General features: G+C 69.8%; 22 protein-coding genes and 1 tRNA gene. 8 read left to right on the top strand and 15 right to left on the bottom strand.

Annotated features, from left to right (window positions below; all coding sequences use genetic code 11):
- Positions 1–32 precede the first annotated feature (32 nt).
- The gene (locus AL346_RS11640) at positions 33–1433 is read right to left on the bottom strand and encodes an NAD(P)H-dependent oxidoreductase (RefSeq protein ID WP_019402011.1); all 1401 of its coding nucleotides are present in this window, start codon (positions 1431–1433) and stop codon (positions 33–35) included.
- Positions 1434–1598: 165 nt separating this feature from the next.
- Between AL346_RS11640 and AL346_RS11635 the strand changes: the two genes are divergently transcribed.
- Positions 1599–2357: a GntR family transcriptional regulator gene (locus AL346_RS11635; protein ID WP_019402010.1), complete on the top strand. Its 759-nt coding sequence runs from the start codon at positions 1599–1601 to the stop codon at positions 2355–2357.
- Here AL346_RS11635 and AL346_RS11630 read toward each other — a convergent pair.
- Positions 2351–2830, bottom strand: coding sequence for a BA14K family protein (locus tag AL346_RS11630; RefSeq protein WP_026015110.1), 480 nt, complete (start codon positions 2828–2830; stop codon positions 2351–2353). The genes AL346_RS11635 and AL346_RS11630 overlap by 7 nt on opposite strands.
- A 285-nt stretch (positions 2831–3115) precedes the next feature.
- On the opposite strand from AL346_RS11630, the gene AL346_RS11625 reads away from it, so the two are divergent.
- Positions 3116–3730: a glutathione S-transferase family protein gene (locus tag AL346_RS11625; protein WP_019402008.1), complete on the top strand. Its 615-nt coding sequence runs from the start codon at positions 3116–3118 to the stop codon at positions 3728–3730.
- 38 nt (positions 3731–3768) lie between these two features.
- Here AL346_RS11625 and AL346_RS11620 read toward each other — a convergent pair whose 3' ends face one another.
- Positions 3769–4503, bottom strand: a complete 735-nt coding sequence (locus AL346_RS11620; protein ID WP_019402007.1) for a 2OG-Fe(II) oxygenase — start codon at positions 4501–4503, stop codon at positions 3769–3771.
- Positions 4500–5573 carry a bifunctional DNA-binding transcriptional regulator/O6-methylguanine-DNA methyltransferase Ada gene (ada, locus tag AL346_RS11615; protein ID WP_019402006.1) on the bottom strand — a complete coding sequence of 358 codons (1074 nt, stop codon included), beginning with the start codon at positions 5571–5573 and terminating at the stop codon, positions 4500–4502. Before ada ends, AL346_RS11620 begins: the two co-directional genes overlap by 4 nt.
- A gap of 254 nt (positions 5574–5827) precedes the next feature.
- Between ada and AL346_RS11610 the strand changes: the two genes are divergently transcribed.
- Positions 5828–7021 (top strand): diguanylate cyclase, encoded by a 1194-nt coding sequence (locus tag AL346_RS11610; RefSeq protein WP_019402005.1) that lies wholly within the window; start codon positions 5828–5830, stop codon positions 7019–7021.
- A gap of 39 nt (positions 7022–7060) precedes the next feature.
- Here the strand turns inward: AL346_RS11610 and AL346_RS11605 are convergent.
- From AL346_RS11605 to AL346_RS11595, 3 genes are all read right to left on the bottom strand, one after another.
- Positions 7061–7137, bottom strand: a tRNA-His gene (locus AL346_RS11605).
- Positions 7138–7287: 150 nt separating this feature from the next.
- Entirely contained in the window at positions 7288–7863 is a 576-nt protein-coding gene (locus AL346_RS25035; protein WP_156332740.1) for a phasin family protein, read from the bottom strand.
- Positions 7864–8422: 559 nt separating this feature from the next.
- Positions 8423–8806 carry a phasin gene (locus AL346_RS11595; RefSeq protein WP_019402004.1) on the bottom strand — a complete coding sequence of 128 codons (384 nt, stop codon included), beginning with the start codon at positions 8804–8806 and terminating at the stop codon, positions 8423–8425.
- Between the two features lie 240 nt (positions 8807–9046).
- Here AL346_RS11595 and AL346_RS11590 point away from each other — a divergent pair, with 240 nt between their 5' ends.
- The 3 genes from AL346_RS11590 to AL346_RS11580 all read left to right on the top strand — a co-directional run bounded on the left by AL346_RS11590 (position 9047) and on the right by AL346_RS11580 (position 16236).
- Positions 9047–11926 carry a PAS domain S-box protein gene (locus AL346_RS11590; protein ID WP_053193682.1) on the top strand — a complete coding sequence of 960 codons (2880 nt, stop codon included), beginning with the start codon at positions 9047–9049 and terminating at the stop codon, positions 11924–11926.
- 98 nt (positions 11927–12024) lie between these two features.
- Positions 12025–13182: an acyl-CoA dehydrogenase family protein gene (locus tag AL346_RS11585; RefSeq protein ID WP_019402002.1), complete on the top strand. Its 1158-nt coding sequence runs from the start codon at positions 12025–12027 to the stop codon at positions 13180–13182.
- Positions 13183–13506: 324 nt separating this feature from the next.
- The gene (locus AL346_RS11580; RefSeq protein WP_019402001.1) at positions 13507–16236 is read left to right on the top strand and encodes a bifunctional acetate--CoA ligase family protein/GNAT family N-acetyltransferase; all 2730 of its coding nucleotides are present in this window, start codon (positions 13507–13509) and stop codon (positions 16234–16236) included.
- A gap of 56 nt (positions 16237–16292) precedes the next feature.
- Here AL346_RS11580 and bfr read toward each other — a convergent pair whose 3' ends face one another.
- Complete coding sequence (bfr, locus tag AL346_RS11575) at positions 16293–16772, bottom strand: bacterioferritin (RefSeq protein ID WP_019402000.1); 480 nt, start codon at positions 16770–16772, stop codon at positions 16293–16295.
- 115 nt (positions 16773–16887) lie between these two features.
- Positions 16888–17226 carry a bacterioferritin-associated ferredoxin gene (locus AL346_RS11570; protein ID WP_019401999.1) on the bottom strand — a complete coding sequence of 113 codons (339 nt, stop codon included), beginning with the start codon at positions 17224–17226 and terminating at the stop codon, positions 16888–16890.
- A gap of 242 nt (positions 17227–17468) precedes the next feature.
- Between AL346_RS11570 and AL346_RS11565 the strand changes: the two genes are divergently transcribed.
- Positions 17469–17690 (top strand): hypothetical protein, encoded by a 222-nt coding sequence (locus AL346_RS11565; RefSeq protein WP_019401998.1) that lies wholly within the window; start codon positions 17469–17471, stop codon positions 17688–17690.
- Between the two features lie 161 nt (positions 17691–17851).
- Here the strand turns inward: AL346_RS11565 and AL346_RS11560 are convergent, their stop codons facing one another.
- Both AL346_RS11560 and AL346_RS11555 read right to left on the bottom strand, forming a co-directional pair.
- A complete protein-coding gene (locus tag AL346_RS11560; RefSeq protein ID WP_019401997.1) occupies positions 17852–18631 on the bottom strand; it encodes an outer membrane protein in 780 nt (259 codons plus the stop codon).
- Positions 18632–19019: 388 nt separating this feature from the next.
- Positions 19020–19985: a LysR family transcriptional regulator gene (locus AL346_RS11555; RefSeq protein WP_019401996.1), complete on the bottom strand. Its 966-nt coding sequence runs from the start codon at positions 19983–19985 to the stop codon at positions 19020–19022.
- A gap of 279 nt (positions 19986–20264) precedes the next feature.
- Between AL346_RS11555 and AL346_RS11550 the strand changes: the two genes are divergently transcribed.
- A complete protein-coding gene (locus AL346_RS11550) occupies positions 20265–20945 on the top strand; it encodes a TerC family protein (protein WP_026015108.1) in 681 nt (226 codons plus the stop codon).
- 60 nt (positions 20946–21005) lie between these two features.
- Here the strand turns inward: AL346_RS11550 and AL346_RS11545 are convergent, their stop codons facing one another.
- Genes AL346_RS11545 through AL346_RS11530 form a run of 4 tightly spaced genes read right to left on the bottom strand, consistent with a single transcriptional unit; the run spans position 21006 to position 23704 of the window.
- Entirely contained in the window at positions 21006–21452 is a 447-nt protein-coding gene (locus AL346_RS11545; protein WP_019401994.1) for a low molecular weight phosphatase family protein, read from the bottom strand.
- Between the two features lie 4 nt (positions 21453–21456).
- Complete coding sequence (locus tag AL346_RS11540; RefSeq protein ID WP_019401993.1) at positions 21457–21945, bottom strand: UPF0262 family protein; 489 nt, start codon at positions 21943–21945, stop codon at positions 21457–21459.
- A 14-nt stretch (positions 21946–21959) separates the two neighbouring features.
- Positions 21960–23252, bottom strand: a complete 1293-nt coding sequence (hisD, locus tag AL346_RS11535) for a histidinol dehydrogenase (RefSeq protein WP_019401992.1) — start codon at positions 23250–23252, stop codon at positions 21960–21962.
- Positions 23253–23254: 2 nt separating this feature from the next.
- Complete coding sequence (locus tag AL346_RS11530) at positions 23255–23704, bottom strand: DUF2948 family protein (RefSeq protein ID WP_019401991.1); 450 nt, start codon at positions 23702–23704, stop codon at positions 23255–23257.
- Positions 23705–23713: the final 9 nt, after the last annotated feature.

The following is a 23713-nucleotide window of genomic DNA, read 5'->3' as shown; positions in this document are numbered from 1 at the left end:
GGCCATCGGCCCCGGGTTTTTCTCGTCCCGCCTCAGGCCGCGGCCGAATGGCCGAAGAAGGCGGCATCCTGCGCCTGGCGCAGGGCCAGGAGAACGGAGCCCGAGGCGATCTCGATGTCGGCCATGGTGACGAGCGCCCCCTGCCGGACGTCGCGCACCAGGCGCTGGTTGGCGGCGAGATAGAACGGCGCCGGTGCCGCTGGCGACAGCGGCGCGGCGGGCTGCAGCTCGGCACCGAGACCGTCGATCGTATGATGATGGCCGCCCATGGCGAGCACCGTGCCGGCCGGCAGGTCGCGCTGCGCCCGCGCGACGAGATCGTAGCGGGGCTTCGGCGCCGCAGCCCCGGTCGAGGCGCCGTGAATGGCCGCCTCGAGCACGCTCGTCGCCGCTTCGAGGCCGAGCAGGTGGCGCGGCAGGAGGATCGTCGCATGGTTACCGGTGCGGCTGACGAGATGGCCCTTCTCGGCGAGGATGCGCCACGTCTCCTCGCTGGTGCAGCGCACGACGACGAAGACGCCGCCGGCCGCGCTGACTTCGTGCGCGCCGCGCAGGCAATGGAACACGTCGAGCCGCCCGGTGCCCGCAAGCAGCCCACCGTCCTCCGCCGGGCACAGGAGCGAGGCCACCTCGTCGATGCGGGCGATAGGTGCGTGCAGGTCCGGCCGGTCGAACGACAGCTCGGTCGCATTGGCGACGAGGAGCAGCTCGCACAGGTCCGGCACGGCGCGCTGGGAAAGTGCCGCCGCGGCGCGGGACCGGGCGGCGACCCGCTCATCTGCCGCCGCATCGCCGAGCCGGCCGAGGCCGGCGAAATCGGCTGCCGGGACCGTGCGGCCGTTGCTGGTGATGGCCCCTTCCGCCGCGTCGAGCACGAAGTCGTATTCGCTCGACTTGCCGGCGGCGACGATCTCGAAGCCGAGCACCTCGGCCCAGGAGATGAGGCCGATCAGCAGGCTCGGCTGGTCGCCGTCGACGGGCGTCACGACGACGCCCTTCTCCCGCGCGCGGCGGGCGAGCTCGGGCCCCACGACGCTGTCCACCTCCTTCGAGACGAGCACGAGATGCCGGCCGGCCGCGATCGTGAGCTCGCCGTGGCGGGCGCCGGCTTCCGGGTGGCCCGTCGCCTCGATGACGACGTCGATCGGCAGGTCGACCACCTGGGCAAGATCGCCGGCGGCGATGAAATCGCCCGCCACCCAGGCCGCGACCGCCTGCTCGGCCGTCTCGCAGCGGCGGATCCGCTCCGCCGGGATGCCCACCGCGCGCAGGGCCGCGGCGGCGGTCGCGGCATCGACATCGACCGCGATGCGCGCATTCACCGCCTTCATGTGCTGCGCCTGCAGCAGAAAGCTGCGGCCGAAGCTGCCGGTGCCGACGATGGCGGTCTCCACCGGCGGACGCGCGGTGGCGAAATAGCGATGGTAGTTCATGGGGATCCTGTGGCGTTCCTGTCGTTGCGGGTCTTCTTCTGGCGGGGCCGCAAGGCCGCACGTCATGGACATGATGGCAAATTGCATGCAATATAGCCATAAAGATTCACGTCGCTCGCCCTATTCAACCGGTAAGAGGCGTGAGTGCATTCAATTGGAGGATTGATGGAGGACGCGCAGGCAGTGTCCCGCGGCCGGCTGACGTCCGCCGTCGCCGAGAGGATCCGCGACATGATCGTCGGTGGCGACCTGCCGGCGGGCGAGCGCATCGGCGAGCGCGCCCTGATGGAGCGGCTCGGCGTCACGCGCACGCCGCTGCGCGAGGCCTTCAAGGTTCTGGCGGCGGAGGGCCTCGTCGAGATCGTGCCGAACCGCGGCGCGCTGGTGACGCAGCTGTCGCTCGCGGATGTCGATGCGGCGATGGAGGTGCTCGTCGGCCTCGAGACGACGGCGGCCCCGCTCGCCTGCGAGCGGGCGCGGGAGGACGAGATCGCGGCCATCGCCGATCTGCACCGGTGCATGGTGGAGGCGCACCGCACCGGCGACCTGATGGGTTATTTCCACCTCAACCAGGCGATCCACGAAGGCATCGTCGACGCGGCCCACAACGCCGCGCTCTCGCGCGTCTATCGCAGCGAGAGCGCCCGCATCCGCCGTTATCGCTACACGGGGAACCTAGACGAGGCGCGCTGGGCGCGGGCGCTTCACGAGCACGCCCAGATTCTCGACGCCCTCCAGCTGCGCGCCGGGGCGCTGCTGCGCGAGATCCTGCGCGTCCACCACCTCGCCGGCTGGCGCGTCACCCGGGCCATGCTCGCCGATGTGGCGCCCCACGAAGGAAAGCGGCCGCCGCGCCGGCGCTCCCAGGCAAAAGAAAACCCCGCTCGAGGCGGGGTTCCATCAGCCGTGCAAGGCCGTCAGTAATAGGGCGAGACGCACTCCTGACGCGGCCCGCTGTAGGGCTGGAAGGTGTTGTCCGACGCCCGATACGACCGGTAGCGGTCATAGCACCAGCGCACGTGCGCGTCGCTGACGCTGCCGCGCCGATAGGCGGGCGGCGGCGCTGCCTGGGCGGCCTGACCCGCGATGATGCCGCCGACGATGGCGCCCGTCGCGAAGGCCGCCGGCGGGAACCACCAGTCGTTATAGCGGCGCCAGCCCGGCCGCGCGTAGCGATAGCCGCGATGGCCGTTGTAGTAGTAATAGTCGCCGCGACGATAGAAACCGCGGTCGACATAACGGGGCGAGCGGTACCTGTACTGCACGGTCTCGATCATCTCACCGGCCGGCATGGCCCGCTCCATCCCCAGCGGTATGGCCTGGGCCGTGGCGCCGCTGCCGCCGACGGCAGCCAGGGCCAGGGCCGCCGCACCTGTCATGGAAAGCAATAGCTTCATCGTTCCCGTCCTCCATTCCTGCAATGTGGGCCCAGACTGCCGCCGGCCCGCTGAACCAATTCTGAATGTGGAATTAAATAATCGTAATGTTCCTCACCGGAAGAGGCGCAAAGCTATCCATGAACACAACGCTTTGCGAGGGGCACAAGTTCCCGCCCCCCGCTTCGATCCTTCAAGATCCGCGATTGTTCACGCGCAGGAACATAGCTGTTCGCAACAACTCTGCCGTTGACTTCCGCGACGGCCGGGACAATCTGCGGTCCCAGCAACCGGCGGGAGCCACCCATGTCCGAAGAGGTCACCTTCTATTACAACCCGCGCTCGCGGGCGGTCATCGTGCACTGGATGCTGGAGGAGGTCGGCGCGCCCTACCGCGTCGTCACGCTCGACATGGAGAAGCGTGAGCACAAGGCTCCCGATTTCCTCGCCATCAATCCGATGGGCAAGCTGCCGACCATCGTGCACCGCGGTGTCGTGGTGACGGAAACGCCGGCCATCATCGCCTATCTGGCCGATGCCTTTCCCGCCGCCGGGCTCGCTCCGGCAACGGACGATCCGGCCCGCGGCGCCTATTACCGCTGGCTCTTCTTCGGCTCCGGCTGCTACGAGCCGGCGACGCTCGACGTCATGCTGAAGCGCGCGCCCCTCGAGGGACAGCAGAAAGGCATGGCCGGCTGGGGCTGCCACGAGGACGTGCTGGCGACGCTGAAAACGGCGCTCACCCCGGGTCCCCATCTTCTCGGCGACCGTTTCACGGCGGCGGATCTCTATATCAGCTCGGAACTGGCCTGGGGCATGATGATGGGCGTCCCCGGCCTCAAGGGCGAACCGGTGTTCGACGGCTATATCGCGCGCCTGCGCGAGCGCCCGGCCTTCCAGCGCAGCATCGGCGCCAGCTGACCACCTGGGGCGGCGGCTCCAGGGCCGCCGCCGCTCCTTCACGTCGCGTCGTGGAAGATGAGGCCGAGCGTGTGCCGGCGCCCCGCGCGCACGCGGCTGACGCCATGGCGCAGGTTGACGCGATAGGCGCCCTTCGCGCCATCGACGGGGCGGTTGTGCACGGCAAAGACGACCGCATCACCCCGGCGCAGCGGCACCACCTCGGCCCGGCTCTGCATGCGCGGGCGCTGCTCCGTCAGCACGAACTCGCCGCCGGTGAAATCCTCGCCCGGCTGCGACAGCAGCACGGCCACCTGCAGCGGGAAGGCCAGCGCGCCGTAAAGGTCCTGGTGCAGGCAGTTGTAGTCGCCCGGCCCGTAGCGCAGCAGGAGCGGCGTCGGCCGCCCCTGCCCGGCGGCGTGGCATTGCGCCAAGAAATCGGCGTGCCTGCGCGGATAGACGACATCCACCCCGAGCCGCGCATTCCAGAGATTGGCGATCTCCGCCAGCGGCGGATAAAGCGCCGTGCGCAGGGCAGCCAGCAGGTCCGGCAGCGGGTAGCGGAAATATTTGTACTCGCCGCGCCCGAACCCGTGCCGCGCCATGTGGATATGGCTGCGGAACCACGCTTCGTCGTCGTAGAGCGCGGCGATGCCGGTGCATTCATCCGCGCTCAGAAGGCCGGGCAGCACGGCACAGCCGAAGCCGTCGAGCTCCTGCGCCAGCTCGGGCCAGCCGTAGCGCGCAACACGATCGGCGGCGGTGTCCGGCGTCATTTGCGCAAGGGCCGTCATGCCTTCGCCTCCCGGGCCAGAAGCGCGCGCTTGCGCTCGACGCCCCAGCGATAGCCGGAGAGATCGCCGTCGCGGCGCACCACCCGGTGGCAGGGCACGGCGATGGCGAGGCCGTTGGCGGCGCAGGCATTGGCCACGGCCCGCACCGCTTCCGGCCGGCCGATGCGCCGGGCGAGATCGGCATAGCTCACCGTGCTGCCGGGTGGGACCTCGCGCAGCGCCTGCCACACCCGCTGCTGGAAGGCCGTGCCGCGCAGGTCGAGCGGCAGGTCGAGCCCGAGCGAAGGCGTATCGACGAGCCCGACGACCCGGGCGACGAGATCGGCGAAGGCCGGGTCGTCACCGACGAGGCTGGCGCGCGGAAAACGGTCCTGCAGATCGCGGGCAAGCGCCTCCGGATCGTCGCCGAGGGCGATGGCGCACACGCCCTTGTCGCTCGTGGCGACGAGCACGGCGCCCAGCGAGGACTGGCCGATGGCGAAACGGATCTCGGCATCCTCGCCGCCGCGGCGATAGGCCGTCGGCGTCATGCCGAGCATGGCGTTCGACGCGGCATAGAAGCGGCTGTTGGAGTTGAAGCCGGCGCCGTAGATGGCCTCGGTGACGCTGACATCCGCTTGCGCCAGCTCCTCGCGCAGGCGCCGCGCGCGCCGGGCCGCGCCGTAGGCCCGCGGGGTGATGCCCGTCACGGCCTTGAAGACACGGTGGAAGTGGAAGGGGCTGAGGCCGACCGCCGCGGCGAGCGCCGCAAGGTCCGGCATCTCCTCGGCCTCGTCGATCATGCGGCAGGCGTGTGCCACGGCGGCGGCATGGCGGCTCGCCGCGGGCGCCGCCGCTTGGTTCGGCCGGCAGCGACGGCACGGACGGTAGCCGGCGGCTTCCGCTGCCGCGCAACTGTCGTAGAAGGCGACGTTCTCGCGCCGGCCGCGGCGCGACGGGCAGGTCGGCCGGCAATAGACGCCGGTCGTGCGCACCGCATAGACGAAACGCCCGTCGCTCGCCGCGTCACGGCTGAGCACGGCCTGCCAGCGGGCATCCTCCACCGGCTCTGTCCTCGTGATGACGTTCATGGTCCTTGGCCCTCCGTGGAACGTCATCCCATCTATCGCGCTTCCCGCTGCGGGGCACTCCGCTCCTTGCTGCCGAATTCGGCGCGGCAAGCCCGCCGAGGATAGTGCCCGGACGGCCGATGGTCACGCCCGCGCCGCACGTCGGCCGGCGCTGTCGCCGGCAATCTGCCGGATCCCCTACAATATTCGTGGCTATCGCCCCGGCGACGCGGTATCGGCAGTGCTCCAGCCATCAGCATGCCCGAGGCACGGCCGTGCTCGATCTCGTGACCGCCCTCGTCCTGTGGTCGTCGGCCACCGCAACGGTCGCCGTCGTGCTGTTCATCGTCTGGTGGCGGAACCGGGCGTTCATGGCGAGCCTCTGGTGGTCGGGGGCCTTTGCCCTGATGTCCGCCGGCAGGCTGCTGCTGGCTCTGCGCGGGCATGTCGCCGACACCTTGGCCATCGAGATCGCCGTCGCGCTGTCGCTCGCCGGCTTTTCCCTGTCGCTGACGGGTTTTTCCGTCCTCGACCGGCTGCGGCCGCGCCCGTGGTTCCTGCTGCCGCTCGGGCTCTGGGTCCTCGGCTGCCTCACCCCGGCCTTCGCCGCGAGCGGCAGCTTCCGCATCATGCTGGCGCACGGCACGGCCGGGCTCGCCTATCTCCTCCACGTCGCCGTGTTGCGACGGGCGGGGCGGCGCTCGCCGGCCCGGCACTGGCTCTCCCAGATCTTCTGGTTTGCCGCCGGCCTCAACCTCGTCTCGCTCGTCCTCGCCGCACTGTTTCCGCCCGCGGATTTCTTCTCCTACCGGTTCGCCGCCGTGGCACTCGTCGCCGGGCTCGCCGCGCTGGTGGCAACCGTCATCGCGGGCGCCCGCCTCCTCGTCGAGGAAACCGAGCAGGGACTGCGCCAGCTCGTCGAGACCGATCCCCTGACGGGTGCCCTGAACCGGCGCGGCCTTGCACAGCGCTTCGACGCCATGGCGGCGAACGGCCGGCGGGATCCGCCGCTGCTGGCGATGCTCGTCTTCGACCTCGACCACTTCAAGCGCGTCAACGACCGGCACGGCCACCAGGCCGGCGACCTGGCGCTCGCCCATTTCGCCCGCATCGCAGCCGCCAGCCTCAGGGACGGAGACGCCTTCGCCCGCCTCGGCGGCGAGGAGTTCGCCGCCTGCCTGCCCGTTTCGAGCCTGGCCGAGGCCAAGGCCGTGGCCGAGCGCATCCAGGGCGCTCTCGGATCCACGCCGCTGAACGTCGAGGGCCGGTTCATCACGATCACGTCGAGCGTCGGGGTGAGCACGCGGCCGCGGCCCACCGCGACGCTCGACGAGCTCATCGCTGCCGGCGACCGCGCGCTCTATGCCGCAAAGGCCCACGGCCGCAACTGCATCATGACCGACGACGACACGCCCGGCGGCAACGAAAGACGCATGCGGCAGCGGACGCACGTGGCGCCGCAGGAGTGATCACCCGTCGATCATCGGGAAAGTCTGTTCAGAAGAAGATGGTACAGCTGCCCCGGCTTGAACGGGGGACCTCCTGATCCACAATCAGGCGCTCTAACCAACTGAGCTACAGCTGCACAGCCTAGGGAGCCGCAGGCTCCGCAGTCAGGCGGAAACTAGGCGCATCGCTTTGCGATTTCAAGCCCCTTCGCCGCGTCGCGAAGGGGCTGTTGACAGCGGCCCCGCGCAGGGGCCGCAAGGCGCTCCGTCGCCCGGGATCGGGGGCTTCAGCCGCCCCGCTTCAGCCGGGTTTCCTTGCTCCAGGTATCGACGATGCGGCGCACGGGGCTGATCGAGGTCTCGGCGACGCGCCCCGTCGTCTCGGCGATGTCCTTGAGACGCGACGACGTCATCTCGTAGCCGTGCCGCCAGCCCTTGGTCTGCAACTGCACGGCCTCCGAGAACGAGCCCGCGCCGAGCAGCTGCCGCCACAGGCCGAAGGCGGCATCCGCCTGCGCGCGCATGAGGTCGAGCACCTTGCCGTTGATTTCCGCGGCACCCTTGGAGGCGATGCCGGCGCTCTCGGCGAGGCCGCCCTGCAACTGCTCGAGCGACTGCCGGACGGCGGCATAGCCGTCACGCGCCTGCGCGAGGCCGGCCTGCGTCAGCGCCTCGGCGCCCGACGCCGTCTGCCGCTCGCCGACAGCAGCCTCGACGCGCCGGGCCGCCTCGGCGCCCCGATCCAGCGCCTCGGCCACCGTATGCGCCACCGCCCGCGCTGTCCGCGCCACCGAGGACGGGGCCTCCGGCACGGCCTTGGCGACCGGCGGGGTCACGGGCGGCGCCTTGGCGACAGGCTTCATCGGCGCGGCTGCGATCTTGCCGGCACCAGCTGCCGCCTTGGCCGGCGTCGACGCTGTGGCCGCGGGCTTGGCAACGTCTACGGGCTTGCCGGGCTTCGGAGCCTTGGCGGGCTTCGCGGTCTTGGCCGGTTTGGATGCCGGCGCGGATTTCGCCGCCGGGGCAACCCCTGTCGACGCCGGCTTCGGTGCCGGCTCGGGCCTTGACACCGCGACGGGCGCCGCCTTCACGGCTACCGGCTTCGGCGCCTGCGCCACGGCGACAGGCGCCTTGGCTGTAGCCTGCCCGCCAGCGGGCTGCCCGGCCGGTTCCTTCGCCATATCCTTGGCGGGATTCCCGGCGGGTTCCGACGGCTTCGGAGCAGGCGGCGCGGACGACACGGGCCCGGCAGACGTTGCTGGCTTGGCGGGCGTGGCGGCAGGTGTCCCGGCGGCGGGCGCGGCAGGCGCCGGCTTCGCCCCGGGGCATCCTTGGCCTGCGGACCCTGACCTGGCGGCGATGCCCCGTTCGACTTCGCAGTGGCCATGGTCGATCTCCTTCACATGTTACGGAACGCTGGCCTCAGGCCTTGCGCTTGGTCGCTTCGCCGACGACCTTCTCGGCGGCGGAGCCGAATTCCTTCATCTGCGACTGCAGGGACGCGAGCTGCTTCTGCAGGTAGTCGGCCTGCAGCTGCATGGCCTCCTGCATGTCCTTGGCGCGGACCAGCTTCTGCGCCAGGTCGAAGGCGGCAGCGATGTTCTGCTCGGCGAAGGACAGGGTGCGGTGCGTCAGGTCCTGCGTGCTGGACTGGACCGTCGTGGCCGAGCCCTCGAAGGCGGTCACCGCCTTCTGCGCGGCAGTGATGAAGCCATCAAACGCCTTGCGCGCCTGTTCGACACTGCGCTCGGCGAAATCACGCATCTCAGCGGGAATTTCGTAGTTGGGCATATCCTTGGCGTCCATGGAAACCTCCTCGGGTTATGCCGGCCTCGGGCCACGGCGAATTGTTGCGTTGCAATATACCATTGTGCGGCGCAAACTCAACCCACGGCACCGCCGCCTCCGTGCCGTTAACGCTACCGCGAGGTCGCAGGGAAAGACAGCAAGGCCTTTCGTGACCTCGGGCACCGATGCCTATATTAAGTCTTCATTAGGCATTGGCCATATCAACCTGATGACGCGAGCAGGAGCGAACCGACAGGCATGACGCGGACCGCACCGGAAGCTGGAGCGACGCTCGACACGCTGCGGCACGACGCGATCTTCGGACCGCTCGTCGCCGGCAACGGCGCGGTCGCGCTCGTCGACGGCCAGGGCGGCATTCTCGCGGCCTCTCCGGTCGGCAGGCGCCTCGTCGCAGCCTTGCTCGCCGCCGGCGGCGGGGCCCAGCTCGCGCGCCTTGCCGGCGGGCTCGCGCCACGCGAGGGCATGCGGCTCGAGCGGGTGCGGCTCTCCTTCGGCTCGCGCATCCTCGCCGTAACGATCGCCTGCCGCCGCATCGGCGACACCGGGTCGCTCGTTATCGCCGCAACCCAGCCGCTGCCGGCCACTCTCGTCGGCAGCGAAGCGGCCGCCGCGCCCGTGCAGGCAACGCCTGCGCCCAGCCCCTCCGCGGCGGACGAAGCGGATGCCGCGACGCGCCTGCGCGCCCTCGCCGGGCGCCGTGCGACCGTCCGCTTCCTCTTCGAGACCGATGCCGAGGGGCGTTTCGTCAAGCTCTCGCAGGAGCTCGCCGAGGTCGTCGGCGCCGCGAGCGCCGACATCGTCGGGCGCAGCTGGGCGGACATCGCCTCCGAGATCGTCAGCGACCGCGCCGGGCGCGTCGCCGCCGCCCTCGACCGGCGCGAGACCTGGAGCGGCGCGACCGTGCTGTGGCGCGTCGCCGGCAGCCCGCTGCGCGTCGAGGTGGAGCTCGCTGGCCTGCCGGTGCAGGGGCCGGACAAAGGCTTTGCCGGCTTCCGCGGCTTCGGCCTGTGCCGCCTCAACGAAATCCACGAGGACGTCGCCATCGCGCCGCCCATCGGCGTCGCGACGCCCGAGCCGGCGGCGCCCGCCGTCGAACCCACGGCAGCGCCCGAGGATGAAGTGCCGCCGGCCACTGTCGTCCCGTCTTCACAGCTCCCGACATCCGAAGGCGGGGCGGTCGTTCCCTTCCCCGCCGTGCGCACCAGCGTCGGCGCGACGCTCGGCACGCCGAAGGTGGTGCCGCTGAGGATCGCCGAGGCGCCCGCCGGCACGGGCACACAGGCCCGTGCCGAGCAGAGGCCGCCCGAGGCTCCGCGCCCCGGCCTGTCGCCGAGCGAGCGCAACGCGCTGCGCGAGATCGCGCGCGCCCTCGGCGCACGGTTCGAGGGCTGGAGCGACACGCCCGCCGCACCGGCGCAGAGCCCCGAAACGACCCCCCTCGCCGCGGCCGAGGCAACCTCCGCGCCCGAGACACCGGCGATCGACGCGCCTGCGTCCATCCCTGCGGAGCAGGTCCCTGCGACGCCTCCTGCCACGGAAGCGGTGGCGGAGCCGCCGCAGGGCGCGCAGGCGATCGAGGAGCCGGCACACGAGGAACCGGCCCGCGAAGAGGAAGCGGCCGCGCAACCCGTGAACGAGCCCGCTCCGGCACCCTCGCCCTTCGCCCAGCTCGTCGACAAGCTGCCGGTCGGCGTGCTGGTGAGCCGGGGCGAGGAGCCGCTCTATGCCAATCGCACGCTGCTCGATCTCCTCGACTATCCGGATGTCAATGCCCTCGCCGCGGCCGGCATGTCGAAGGTCTTCGCGCGCCAGCCGGACCGGCCGGGCGAGGAGGAGCGCATCGCCCTGCGCAGCGTCACCGGCGAGGCCATCCCGGTCGATGCGCGCCTTGCAACGATCGACTGGCAGGGCGCCGCCGCCTCGCTCATGACCTTCCGCCGCGCCATGGAGCCGGAGCTGCAGCGCCACCTCGACGGCCTCGAGGAGGACCTGCGCAACTACGAGGAGCGCACCAGCGAGCTCACCTCGATCCTCGACACGGCGACCGACGGCGTCATCGTCCTCGACGGGCACGGGCGCATCCTGTCCGTCAACCGGTCGGCCGAGGCGCTCTTCGGCTACGACCAGAACGAGATCGCGGGCGAGCCCTTCACCATCCTCCTCGCCCCCGAGAGCCATGCGGTCGCGCTCGACTATATCGAGGGCCTGAAGGCGGGCGGCGTCGCGAGCATCCTCAACGACGGGCGCGAAGTGACGGGGCGCGTGCGCCAGGGCGGCAAGTGCCCGCTGACCATGACCATCGGCCGCGTCAGCGAGCGTCCGCACCGCAAGTTCTGTGTCGTCCTGCGCGACATGACGGCCTCGAAGAAGGCCGAGGCCGAGCTGATGGCGGCCAAGCGCGCCGCCGAGGAGGCCAATGCCCAGAAGTCCGACTTCCTCGCGAAGATCAGCCACGAGATCCGCACGCCACTCAACGCCATCATCGGCTTCGCCGAGGTGATGCTGGAGGAGCGCTTCGGGCCCGTCGGCAACGAGCGTTACAAGGAATATCTCAAGGACATCCACGTTTCCGGCGGGCATGTCATCAGCCTCGTCAACGACCTGCTCGACCTCGCCAAGATCGAGGCGGGGCGGCTCGACCTCTCCTTCACCAGCGTCAAGCTGAACGATGTCGTGGCGAGCTGCGTCGCGCTGATGCAGCCGCAGGCGAACCGCGAGCGCATCGTGCTGCGCACGAGCCTCGCCCCGCACCTTCCCGCGGTCGTCGCCGACGAGCGCTCCATGCGCCAGATCATCCTCAACGTGCTGTCGAATGCCGTGAAGTTCACCGATGCGGGCGGTCAGGTCATCGTCTCGACGGCGCTGACCGATCGTGGCGAGGTCGTCGTACGCGTGCGCGACACCGGCATCGGCATGAACGACAAGGAGATCGAGGCCGCGCTCGAGCCCTTCCGCCAGCTCGCCACCGCCCGCCGCGCCGGCGGCACGGGGCTCGGCCTGCCGCTGACCAAGGCCCTCATCGAGGCCAACCGCGGCTCGCTCGCCATCAAGAGCGCCAAGAACGAGGGCACCCTCGTCGAGATCGCCCTGCCGCGCACGCGCGTGCTGGCGGAATAGAACCCGCATTCCCGCACAGCCGCCTGCCCGGCGCCGCGCGTTGCCCCTGCGGCGGGGGCGCCGTACCCTTCCGCTCAAGACGAACGGGGAGGTGCGCCATGCTTTTCGCCTTGAGCGACGAGGAGGAGATGATCCGCGAGACGGCGCGGCGCCTCGCGGCGGACCGGCTGGCCCCGCTCGCCGAAGCCCTCGACCGGGGTGAGGGCCGCGAGGGGCTTCTGGCGAACCTCGGGCTGCTCGCCGAGAACGGCTTCATGGCCCTCAACGTGAAGAGCGCCTACGGCGGCACGGAGGCGGGCTCGGTCGCCTTCGCCCTCGCCGTCGAGGAGCTGGGCTATGCCTGTGCCGCGACCGCTGTCACCGTCTCCGTCACCAACATGGTCGGCGAGGTCATCCAGGCCGTCGGGAGCGAGGAGCAGAAAAGAGCCTATCTGCCGCGCCTCGCCGACGGCACCTATCCGGCCGGGGCCTTCTGCCTCACCGAGGCGGAGGCCGGCTCCGACCCCTCCGCCATGCGCACGAGGGCGCGACGCGACGGCGACGGCTATGTCATGGACGGCGCCAAGATCTACATCACCTCGGCCGAATATGCCGGGCTCTTCGTCGTCTGGGCGGTCACGGATCCCGAGGCGCCGAAGGGTCGCGGAATCTCCCTGTTCCTCGTCGAGGCGGGCACGCCCGGCCTCGTGATCGGCAAGGCCGAGAAGAAGATGGGGCAGACAGGATCGGCGACGAACATCGTCACCTTCGACAATTGCCGCGTGCCGGCATCGGCCCTCATGGGGCGGGAGAACGACGGCTTCCGTGTCGCGGTGGGCGAGCTCGCCGGCGGGCGCATCGGCGTCGCGGCCCTGTCGCTCGGCATCGCCCGCGCGGCCATGGACGCGGCCAAGGCCTATGCGCGCGAGCGGCGCCAGTTCGGCACGCGCATCTGCGACTTCCAGGGCATCCAGTGGATGCTGGCCGACCGGGAGGTGGACCTCGAGGCGGCGCGCCTGCTCATCCTCAACGCCGCCGCGGCCAAGGACGCCGGCCGCCCCTTCGCCAAGGAAGCCTCGATGGCCAAGCTCTTCGCCTCCGAGGCGGCGCACCGCGCCACGGACACGGCCATCCAGATCCACGGCGGGGCGGGCTATGTGAAGGACTATCCCGTCGAGCGCTACGCCCGCGACGCGCGCATCACGCGCATCTACGAGGGCACCTCCGAGATCCAGCGCCTCGTCATCGCCCGGGAGATCCTGCGCCAGAACGGGTGAAGGGGCAGTCGGCAGTCGGCAGTCGGGCTGATCGCACCCCGCCGGGTCCAAGGACAACCTCGTTTCCCGGGCGCATGCAGCGAAGCGGAATGCGACCCGGGATCCAGCGCAAGGACTCGCCGAAGGCACCGCATGAAGGGCCCCGGCTCGGCACCGCATCGTTTCATGCTGTGGTGCGTCCGGGGCACGAGCGCGTGCTTGCGATTGCCGACTGCCGGCAGCCAATGGCCTGCAAGCCACGATCGCCCCTTTACCGCGCATGGCCGGGCCGTGTTTGATGGGGGTCAATGTCGGTTCACCCTCCGTCCAGCAAGGCTAGGCCTCATGTCGACCTATCGCCTCGACCGGCTGTTTTCGCCCCGCTCCATCGCTCTTATCGGCGCAAGCCCGCGTGAGGGCTCGCTCGGCCGCAAGGTGCTGGTCAATCTCAAGGCCGGGGGCTTTGCCGGCCCGCTCGCGGTGATCAATCCGAAATACCCCTCCATCGAAGGCATCGCGACGCTTCCCGCCATCGAGGCGCTGGAGGAGGCGCCGGATCTCGTCGTGCTGACGACCCCGCCGGAGACGATCCCCCACCTCGTCGAGGCCGCAGGTGCACGAGGCGTCGCCGCGGCCGTCATCGTCACCGCCGGCCTCGGCCATGGGCCCGGGTCGCTGGCGGAGAAGGCCGAGCAGACGGCGCGGCGGCACGGCATCCGCCTCGTGGGGCCGAACTGCCTCGGCGTCATGGCGCCGGCGGCGAAGCTCAATGCCAGCTTCGCGGCACGCATGCCGCTCGGGGGCGATCTCGCGCTCCTTTCCCAATCCGGCGCCATCGCCGCGGGCCTGGTCGAATGGGCGGCGGAGCGGGCCGTAGGCTTCTCGGCCGTCGTCTCGCTCGGCGACAAGGTGGATGTCGATTTCGGCGACCTGCTCGACTATTTCGCCCTCGACCGCGGCACGCGCGCCATCCTGCTCTATGTCGAATCCATCAACGACGCCCGCAAGTTCATGTCGGCGGCGCGCGCCGCTGCGCGCGCCAAGCCGGTCGTCGTCATCAAGTCGGGTCGGCACGCGCAGGCGGCGAAGGCGGCGGCCACGCACACGGGGGCGCTCGCCGGCTCCGATGCGGTCTATGACGCGGCCTTCCGCCGGGCCGGCCTGCTGCGCGTCTTCGACCTCGACGAGCTCTTCTCGGCGGCCGAGACGCTCGGGCGGCTGAAACCCTTCTCCGGCCGGCGCCTCGGCATCCTCACCAACGGCGGCGGCATCGGCGTCCTCGCCGTCGACCGGCTCGCGGACCTCGGCGGGGCGCTCGCCGAGCTCTCGCCAGACACGCTGGCGGCGCTCGATGCCGCGCTGCCGCCGACGTGGTCGCGGGCCAACCCGGTCGACATCGTCGGCGATGCCGATGCCGAGCGCTACGGCGCCGCGCTCGAGGTGATGCTGGCCGACCGCGACAGCGACGCCGTCCTCGTCATGAACGTGCCGACGGCACTTGCCTCACCGCAGGAGGCAGCGCGGCGCGTGGTCGCGACCGCCGAGCGCCATCGCCGGCAGGCGATGCGGCCGAAGCCCGTCTTCGCCGTCTGGCTCGGCTCCTCCGGCACGACGGACGATCTGTTCGAGGAAGCCGCCATCCCCCATTTCGCGACGGAAGCGGATGCGGTGCAGGGCTTCATGCATATCGTGCGCTACCGCGAGGCGCAGGCCCTGCTCATGGAGACGCCGCCGAGCCTGCCGGAGGATTTCGCGCCAGAGACGGACAAGGCGCGAGCCGTGGTCGCCGGGGCGTTCGCCGAGGGGCGCAGCTGGCTCGACCCGCTGGAGGTCACGGCCCTGTTCGAGGCCTATGGCCTGCCCATCACGCCGGCCGTCCTGGCGGTCAGCGCGGACGAGGCCGGCGAGGTGGCGCGGCCGTTCCTCGAAGCGGGCGATCCCGTCGCCGTCAAGATCCTGTCGCCGGACATCATCCACAAGTCCGACGTCGGCGGCGTCCGGCTCAACCTCACCAACGAGGCGGCGGTGCGCGAGGCGGCGCGGGACATCCTGGAGCGGGCCCGGGCGCTGAGGCCCGAGGCGCGCATCACCGGCCTCACGATCCATCCCATGATCCTGAGGCCGAAGGCGCGCGAGCTCATCGCCGGCCTGGCCGACGACGAGACCTTCGGCCCGGTGGTCGTCTTCGGCCGTGGCGGCACGGCGGTCGAGGTGATCAACGACAAGGCGCTGGCGCTGCCGCCGCTCGACCTCACGCTCGCCCACACGCTCATCGGCCGCACGCGCGTCTCGCGGCGGCTCAAGGCCTATCGCGACGTGCCGGCGGCCGACGAGGACGCGATCGCCCTCGTGCTCGTCAAGCTCGCCCAGCTGGCCGCCGACCTGCCCGAGGTGCGCGAGCTCGACATCAACCCGCTGCTCGCCGACCAGAACGGCGTCATCGCCGTCGATGCGCGGGTCGCGGTCGCGCCGAGCATCCAGCCGGTCCGCGGGCCCGCAGGCCACCCGCGCTTCGCCATCCGCCCCTATCCGAAGGAATGGGAGCGGCACGCGGCCCTGCCGGACGGCACGGGCGTCTTCATCCGGCCCGTGCGGCCGGAGGACGAGGAGCTGTTCCGCAGTTTCTTCGAGAAGGTGACGCCGGAGGACCTGCGCCTGCGCTTCTTCGCGCCCATCCGCGATTTCAGCCACACCTTCATCGCCCGGCTGACCCAGCTCGACTATGCGCGCGCCATGGCGCTCGTCGCCATCGAGGAAGAGACCGGCGCCATGCTCGGCGCCGTGCGGCTGCACGCGGACGCCAATTACGACAAGGGCGAATACGGCATCCTGGTGCGCTCGGACCTCAAGGGCCGCGGGCTCGGCTGGCTGCTGATGGAGATGATCATCTCCTATGCCCGCGCCGAGGGCCTCAACGTCATCGAAGGCCAGGTGCTGCGCGAGAACACGATGATGCTCGCCATGTGCGAGAAGCTCGGCTTCACCATCGGGCCCGACCCGCACGACCCCGACATCCGGCTCGTGCGGCTCGCGGTCTCCGGTGGGCCGGCCGCGGCGGTGCACCCTGCCCCTTGAAATGGCAAGGCCGCCGGCATGGACCGGCGGCCTCAAGGAGCCCGGGGGCCGGGAGCTCAGTCCTCGAGCTTGCCGATGTGGTGCTGGCTGTAGAGCTGCTCGCCGAGCTTGCCGATGAGGTCGAGCTGCGTCTCAAGGAAGTCGATGTGCCCCTCCTCGTCAGCCATCAGCTCCTCGAACAGGTCCTTCGAGGGATAGTCCTTGACCGAACGGCAATAGGTGGCTGCCTCCTGATAGAGGGCGCGCGCCTCGACCTCTGCGGCGAGGTCGCACTCGATCACCTCCTGCACGGACTGGCCGATGCGCAGCGGATCGAGAACCTGCAGGTTCGGATGGCCCTCGAGGAACAGGATGCGGTCGATGAACTTGTCCGCGTGGTGCATCTCCTCGATGGATTCCTCGCGCCACTTCTTGGCGAGGTCCTTCAAGCCCCAGTTGTCGAGCATGCGGTAGTGGAGCCAATATTGATTGACCGCCGTCAGCTCGCTGCGCAGACCGCGGTTGAGATATTCGATGACCTTGGCGTCACCCTTCATCGCTCCACTCCACGTCGTTGAGAAAATCGAGTTTAGAATCATTATAAACTAAAGCCCGGACGCATCAAGGGCCCGGGCTCGGTTCCAACGACATACACCATTGCGGGAGAAGCCGCTATTCGGCGGCGATGAGCGGGAGGGCGGGCGCCTCGGCGGGTTCCTCGTCGCCCGGGGCCACATGCGGACCGCTGTCGAACGGCACCACGTTGTCGGCGGCAGGCGCGTGCGCCGCGTGCTCGACGGCGCCGGGACAGCCGGGGCAACCGATGTCGCAGGCGTCCACGCGCGCGGCCTGCAGGAGGCGCCGCACGGTGACGAGGCACCGCCCGCACTCGGGACTGCAACCGAGACAGCGGTAAGCCTGCGCCGGCGAGCGCGGGGCCCCCGGGGCCTCGCTCTGCAGCGTTTCGAGGATCTGCTTGTCAGTGAGGACGTTACAGGAGCAGACGATCATCGAGCCAGTTTGGAACGATTCAAAATTACGTTGTCTTTCAATAACTTAACGACTGAATTCGCTCTTCGCAACGACCGAAATGCCGCAGCCAGCGCCCGATGCCCGCGTGGCGAACCATTGCACCGGAACCACGACGCCCCCATCTCGTTGAAACGATCAAAGCCCGCTTCTGTGCAGATGCGGCTGGTCGCGCTTTTGTTGACGAAGTGCAGGAGCAACCCTCAACCGACAGGAGGACAGCGATGCAAGCGAACATGCAGGACACGGCGCGTCTCCATTACCGCTCGAGCCCGCATCTGACGGATCCCGATCACGTCATCGACTTCCCCTCGCTGGAGGACGCGGTTGCCTTCGCCATGACGCAGAACCCGGGCAATCGCGAACTCGCCTGGGCCGACACGGCGAGCGGCCGCAAGCTGCGGCCGACCGAGATCGCGGCCCTGTGGGAACTGCGGCGCGAGTGACGCACCGGCCCTGCCCTCTCCCCGGGCTGCATGCGGCCTTGAAAAAGCCCGGCGTTCCTCGAATGCCGGGTTTCGTCCGTCTTCGCGGTCCGCACAAAAAAACAACGCCCGGCCAGGAGCCGGGCGTTGCAGGTCCGTTCGACGGTCCGTCCGGGAGAACCTCAGAACGTGTCGAACTTGTAGTTGAGACCGACGCGCACGATGCTGCCGCGGTTCTTGGCCTTGAGCACGGCAACTGTCGTAGGATCGACGACGTTCGGCGCAATCGCCGTCGTGTCGCCGAGGTCGTAGTAGAGGTACTCGGCCTTCGCCGTCAGGTTGTTGGTGAAGGCATATTCGAGGCCGCCACCGATGGTCCAGCCCGCCTGCGTGTCGGACTTGCTGCCGACGGCGAGCAGGGCACCCGTGGTGTCGAAGACGCTGTGCGTCAGCTTGGTGTCGCCGTAGATCAGACCGCCGGTGGCGAAGATGAGCAGGCGATCCATCGCGGCGAAGCCGAGCCGGGCGCGCAGCGTGCCGAACCACTCGAGCTCCTTCTTGCCCTCGGCAAAGCCCGCCGCGGCGAAGGAGGTGCCGGTGTCGCTCATGTCGGCGTACTGGATATCGGCTTCGAGACCGACCACGAACGCCCCGAACTGGTAGTTGTAGCCGACCTGGGCACCGCCGAGGAAGCCTTCGGACTTGAGAGAGAGGCTACCGGGAAGGTCACCAACACCGACTGAATCAAGATAAAGGGCGTCGCCCACATAGCGGGTATTGCCCGAGTCGGAGAAGCCGTAGCCGGCGTTCACACCGACATAGAAGCCCGTCCAGGTGAAGACCGGCGGCAGCGGCTCGGCCGGCGGCGTATAGGTACGAGACGGAAGATCGGCCGCAAAGGCCACGGCGCCGGAGAGCGCCAATGCCGCCGCCGCCGCCGATAGTCGCAGGAGATTCTTCATCTGAGGCACCTCTTTGAACGAAACCTGTTCCTGTCGCGCTGGCCCGAACGGACCATCATCTCACGCCGAAGCTAGACTCGTGAAGCCGCCGGAAAGAGTCAAGCATGACATAGATCTAGCATCACACGAGCAAAGTCATGCGACATTGATGCAACACAAAGAATAGATACCTATCATCGTCTATTGCTCATCATTAGAACAACCTATGGTCAGCTTCGCCCCGTGGTGCAACCGTGATGCGGGCGTGCGCAAGCTGCCCCGGCCTTGGGATGAAACGCGAAGAGCCGCCATCGGTTCCATGGCGCCTCGTCGTTTTTTGAAAGGGATGTTCAGGATCGCTCCGGGCGGTGCCGCTGACGTCGACACTCCCTGACGCGCTTCCTGCCGATCAGGCCTTTCTTGCCCGACGCCTGACGCGCGGCAGGTGCCGGAACGGAACCGTCCTGTCGTCGCCTGTCAGGCTGACGCGCTCGCGCAGGAGATCGAGGAAGGCGTCCCGCGCCGTGAGTCGCTGATGCGGACGCCACGCCACGCCGACGAGGGCGCCGTCGGGCGGCGGGTCGAGCAGCAGGCCCTTGAGGCGGCGGGTCGTCACGCCCGGCCAGTTCATCGCCGCCGTCCAGTCCGGCGCGAGCGCCAGGCCGATGCCGGCGGCGACCGCCGCGAACACCGCCGGCTTCTCGGTGACCTCCTGCACCACGTTGGGCACCGTGCCGACGCTGTCGAAATAGCGCATCACCAGATCGTAAGCGTAAGGACGCACCCGGCGCGACGGCACGATGAAGGGCTCGCCGACCAGGTCGTGCATCATAATGGCGTCACGGCCCGCGAGGGGGTGGGCCGCCGGCATGACGACGAGCGGCATCTCGACGCGCAGGATCTCGAAGGCGCAGTCCACCTGGCGCCGGGGTGGGCGCACGAGGCACAGGTCGAGCTTGCCGGCGTCGAGCATCTGCAGCTGGGGCGCCGTCATCGCCTCGGTGAACTGGATGTGCGCCCCAGGATGGCGCTGGCGGAACTCCGTCATGATGCGCGGCAGGAAACTCGCCGACGCGCCGTCGATGGCGCCGATGCGCAGGACCTTGCTGGTCGAGCTCGCTGCTTCGCGCACATGCCGCGCCGCATGCTCGGCCCGGGCGAGAATCGCCTTGGCCTCATCGAGCAGCAGCAGCCCGGCGCGGGTCAGGTTCACGCTCCGCGTCGTGCGCGTGAGGAGGTCGGCGCCAAGCTCCTCCTCGAGCGCCCGCACCTGGCGCGACAGGGCCGGCGGCGCTAATCCCATGCGCTCCGCCGCCTTGCCGAAATGCAGCTCCTCCGCGACGGCGACGAAGCATTTGAGCTGGCGCAGATCCATCGCTTGCTACAATCCATCCCCCGCGCGCCAACGGCCGCGCACCGACCAAAGGCGCCCCACCCGGCGCCGAATCGGCCGGCGCAGCACTGCGACCATCGGCCCCGGCCGGGTGCCGCATTATAGCGATTATGTCCCCGGATTATGAAATAAGTTGACGACGATCGCGCGGCACGCGCGCGCTAAGAGATGGCCCGACGGCGTGCCGGCGCAGTTCTGCGGCAGCTTCGGCCCGCCTCCGGAGCGCCCGGCGCTCCTTCAGACCCAAGAGCTGTTAACGTTATGGCCCTAGATGCACAGACATTGATCGCGATCGTCCAGATCATCTGGATCGACATTCTCCTGTCCGGCGACAATGCGGTGGTGATCGCGCTCGCCTGCCGGTCGCTGCCCGACAACCAGCGGCGCCTCGGCGTCGTCCTCGGCGCCGGCACGGCGATTGCGCTGCGCATTCTCTTCGCCCTCATCATTTCCCAGCTGCTCGCCCTGCCCTTCCTCAAGATAGTCGGCGGCGCGCTGCTGTTCTGGATCGCGGTCAAGCTCATTCAGGGCGACGACGACGGTCACGAGGTGAAGGAGAGCGGCAGCCTGTGGGAGGCCGTGCGCACGATCGCCATCGCCGATGCGGTGATGAGCCTCGACAACGTGCTCGCCATCTCCGCCGCCTCGCACGGCAACGTCTGGCTGTTCACCTTCGGCCTGCTGTTCTCCATCCCGCTCATCGTCATCGGCTCGACGCTGATCATGGCCCTCATCGAGCGGTTCCCGATCTTCGTGTGGGCGGGTGCGGCGCTGCTGGGCTGGATCGCGGGCGAGATGCTCGTCGCCGACCCCTGGGTGATCGAGCAGATCGGCGGCGTCACCAAGACCCTGCACTATCTGGCGGCCGTCGTCGGCGCGGCGATCGTCGTGGCCATCGGCCTCGTGGTGACGCGCTTCAACCGCAGCCCCGCGACTCGCTAACTGACGGGCAACGAGCGACATCTGCAGAGGCCGGCGGCGACGCCGGCCTTTTTGCTGGCGTCAGCGGCGGGTGAAGCGTTGCCGGATGCGCTCGACGAGGCCGTCACGAACGCCGCGATAGGCCTCGAGGCGCTGCTCGCGCGCGCCGTGGACGACCGTCGCATCGAGCGTCGGCCAGTATTCCACGTCGACCGCGAGGGTGCGCGTCAGCTCCAGCGCGCGATGGTGCGCCTCCGGCGACAAGGTGACGATGAGGTCGAAGCCGGCATCCTCGAGATCTTCCAGCGTCTGCGGCCGATGGCGCGCGACGTCGATGCCGATCTCCTCCATCACCGCCACGGCGAAGGGGTCGAGCTCGTCGGGCCGCACGCCCGCCGAGGCGACATAGATCGACGCGCCGAAATAATGCCGCGCGATGCCCTCCGCCATGGGCGAGCGCACCGCATTATGGGCGCACATGAAGAGGACGGACTGCACGCTGCGTCTGCCATCGGCCTCGGGCGCCATGGCCCTAGCCCTTCCAGTGCAGCGCGAAGATGAGGGTGAAGAGCCGGCGCGCGGTGTCGAAATCCACCTCGATCTTGCCGGCGAGGCGCTCGCGCAGCAGCTCGGCGGCCTCGTCGTGCAGGCCGCGGCGCCCCATGTCGATGGCCTCGATCTGCGTCGGCGAAGCGGTGCGGATGGCCGCGTAATAGCTCTCGCAGACGAGTTCGTAGTCCTTGATGACACGGCGGAACGGCGTCAGCGAGAGGAAGTGGGTCACGACCGGCTCGGCGCCGCTGTTGCGCACGTCGAGCGTCAGCTTCTTCTCGACCAGGGCCACATGCAGCGCATAGGGCCCGCCGTCGTGGCCCGGCACGGCGAAATGGTTGCGCTCCAGGATGTCCCAGATGGCGATGGCGCGCTCGTGCTCCTGGTCCGGATTGCCGCGGCCGAGCGAGCCCTCGTCGAGCGTGACGGCGGACAGCGTGCAGCGCTTCGTCGGCTCGGCTGGGCTCAAGGGCTCCTCCACTCTTACCGGTTGAGCCTGATGGCGACCGAGTGGGCATGCGCGTCGAGGCCCTCGGCCTCGCCGAGCGCGATCGCCGCCGGCGCGAGCGCCCTGAGGCCCTCCGGGCCGCAGCGCAGGATCGAGGTGCGCTTCATGAAGTCGAGCACGCCGAGCCCGGACGAGAAGCGGGCCGAGCGGGCCGTGGGCAGGACGTGGTTGGAGCCGCCGACATAGTCGCCGATGGCCTCCGGCGTGTGGCCGCCGAGGAAGATGGCGCCGGCATTGCGCACCCCGGCCGCCAGGCTGTCGGCATCCTCGGCCATGATCTCGAGATGCTCCGGGGCGAAGCGGTCGACGATGGGGAGCGCCTCGGCGAGGCGCCCGACGACGATCACGGCGCCGAAGTCGCGCCAGCTCGCCCCGGCGATGTCCGCGCGCGGCAGGGTCTTGAGCTGGGCCTCCACCGCTCGCTCGACCGCATCGGCGAGCGCGGCGTCGTCGGTGATCAGCACCGACTGCGCGGCGGTGTCGTGCTCCGCCTGGGCAAGAAGGTCGGCCGCGATCCAGGCCGGATTGGCGGAGCCGTCGGCAAGCACCAGCACCTCGGACGGACCCGCGATCATGTCGATGCCGACCGTGCCGAAGACGCGGCGCTTGGCGGCCGCCACATAGGCGTTGCCCGGCCCGACGATCTTGGCGACGGGCGCGATGGTCGCCGTGCCGAGGGCGAGCGCCGCCACGGCCTGCGCGCCGCCGATGCGGTAGACCTCGTCGACGCCGGCAAGATGCGCGGCCGCGAGCACGAGCGGATTGAGCTCGCCCCGCGGCGACGGCACCGCCATGACGATGCGCGGCACGCCGGCGACCTTGGCCGGCACGGCGTTCATCAATACGGAGGAGGGGTAGCTCGCCGTGCCGCCAGGCACATAGAGCCCGACCGCCTCGACGGCCGTCCAGCGCCAGCCGAGGGTGACGCCGAGATCATCCGTGAAGGCAAGGTCCTCGGGGCGCTGGCGCCGATGGAATGCCTCGATTCGGGCCTTGGCCGTCTCGAGCGCCGCGAGCGTCTTGGCATCGCACCGGGCAAGCGCCTCCTCGATCTCCGACGGCGCGATGCGCAGCGTCCCGGACGTCAGCGCGAGACCGTCGAAGCGGCGCGTATAGTCGATGACGGCGGCATCGCCCCGGGCCGCCACGTCGGCGATGATGGCGCGCACGGCCTCGTCGACGTCCTGCGACACCTCCCGCTTCATCGCGAGCAGGCGCGCGAGGGCCTCCTCGAAACCGGGGGCGCGACTGTCGATCCTCAGCGCCATCGTCAGGCCTGCCTTTCGTCGTTCTCGTCAAGGGGATGGTGCGGGCGGCTGATCGCCTCCCAGGCCGGGCCGAGGTCCATCAGCTGCGCCTCGATGCACTCGACATCGAGCGCGATGGCCCCTCCCCCGGAGAAATGCAGCGTCACGGTGCCGCCCGGCGCATCGCGTTCGTCGAAGGTGACGGCCAGGAGGCTGAGCACGGCATCCGAATCCCCCGGCGCGACGGCCCGGATGCGGGCGGCCATCACCCGCTCGAAGTGCAGGGCCGACAGGCGCCGGCGCGGCGGCTCGCCCGGCATCGCCTGCCAGTCGTAGCGCCGCAGCTCCAGGGCAAAGCGCCGCTCGCGCGGCAGGTAGACGAGATCGCGTGCGCGCACGACGGCGTCCTGCACATGGGCCGAGAGGACCGCGAGGTCCTGCCCATCGAGCGCGACGAGCTTCAACGGCTCCATCTCCAACGG

Origin of the sequence: Chelatococcus sp. CO-6 (genome assembly GCF_001271345.1) — a bacterium.
Classification (GTDB): domain Bacteria; phylum Pseudomonadota; class Alphaproteobacteria; order Rhizobiales; family Beijerinckiaceae; genus Chelatococcus_A; species Chelatococcus_A caeni.
This window is presented reverse-complemented; position numbering and strand designations above follow the sequence as displayed.

Bases quoted from the DNA above. Each gene is read 5' to 3' on its own strand.
- AL346_RS11560 (WP_019401997.1), bottom strand. From the start codon at position 18,631: ATGAAGAATCTCCTGCGACTATCGGCGGCGGCGGCGGCATTGGCGCTC.
- AL346_RS11545 (WP_019401994.1), bottom strand. From the start codon at position 21,452: ATGGCGCCCGAGGCCGATGGCAGACGCAGCGTGCAGTCCGTCCTCTTC.
- AL346_RS11620 (WP_019402007.1), bottom strand. From the start codon at position 4,503: ATGACGGCCCTTGCGCAAATGACGCCGGACACCGCCGCCGATCGTGTT.
- AL346_RS11565 (WP_019401998.1), top strand. From the start codon at position 17,469: ATGCAAGCGAACATGCAGGACACGGCGCGTCTCCATTACCGCTCGAGC.
- AL346_RS11590 (WP_053193682.1), top strand. From the start codon at position 9,047: ATGACGCGGACCGCACCGGAAGCTGGAGCGACGCTCGACACGCTGCGG.
- AL346_RS11555 (WP_019401996.1), bottom strand. From the start codon at position 19,985: ATGGATCTGCGCCAGCTCAAATGCTTCGTCGCCGTCGCGGAGGAGCTG.
- AL346_RS11630 (WP_026015110.1), bottom strand. From the start codon at position 2,830: ATGAAGCTATTGCTTTCCATGACAGGTGCGGCGGCCCTGGCCCTGGCT.
- AL346_RS11530 (WP_019401991.1), bottom strand. From the start codon at position 23,704: ATGGAGCCGTTGAAGCTCGTCGCGCTCGATGGGCAGGACCTCGCGGTC.
- AL346_RS25035 (WP_156332740.1), bottom strand. From the start codon at position 7,863: ATGAAGCCTGTCGCCAAGGCGCCGCCCGTGACCCCGCCGGTCGCCAAG.
- AL346_RS11585 (WP_019402002.1), top strand. From the start codon at position 12,025: ATGCTTTTCGCCTTGAGCGACGAGGAGGAGATGATCCGCGAGACGGCG.
- AL346_RS11580 (WP_019402001.1), top strand. From the start codon at position 13,507: ATGTCGACCTATCGCCTCGACCGGCTGTTTTCGCCCCGCTCCATCGCT.
- AL346_RS11635 (WP_019402010.1), top strand. From the start codon at position 1,599: ATGGAGGACGCGCAGGCAGTGTCCCGCGGCCGGCTGACGTCCGCCGTC.
- hisD (WP_019401992.1), bottom strand. From the start codon at position 23,252: ATGGCGCTGAGGATCGACAGTCGCGCCCCCGGTTTCGAGGAGGCCCTC.
- AL346_RS11550 (WP_026015108.1), top strand. From the start codon at position 20,265: ATGGCCCTAGATGCACAGACATTGATCGCGATCGTCCAGATCATCTGG.
- ada (WP_019402006.1), bottom strand. From the start codon at position 5,573: ATGAACGTCATCACGAGGACAGAGCCGGTGGAGGATGCCCGCTGGCAG.
- bfr (WP_019402000.1), bottom strand. From the start codon at position 16,772: ATGAAGGGTGACGCCAAGGTCATCGAATATCTCAACCGCGGTCTGCGC.
- AL346_RS11595 (WP_019402004.1), bottom strand. From the start codon at position 8,806: ATGGACGCCAAGGATATGCCCAACTACGAAATTCCCGCTGAGATGCGT.
- AL346_RS11625 (WP_019402008.1), top strand. From the start codon at position 3,116: ATGTCCGAAGAGGTCACCTTCTATTACAACCCGCGCTCGCGGGCGGTC.
- AL346_RS11570 (WP_019401999.1), bottom strand. From the start codon at position 17,226: ATGATCGTCTGCTCCTGTAACGTCCTCACTGACAAGCAGATCCTCGAA.
- AL346_RS11640 (WP_019402011.1), bottom strand. From the start codon at position 1,433: ATGAACTACCATCGCTATTTCGCCACCGCGCGTCCGCCGGTGGAGACC.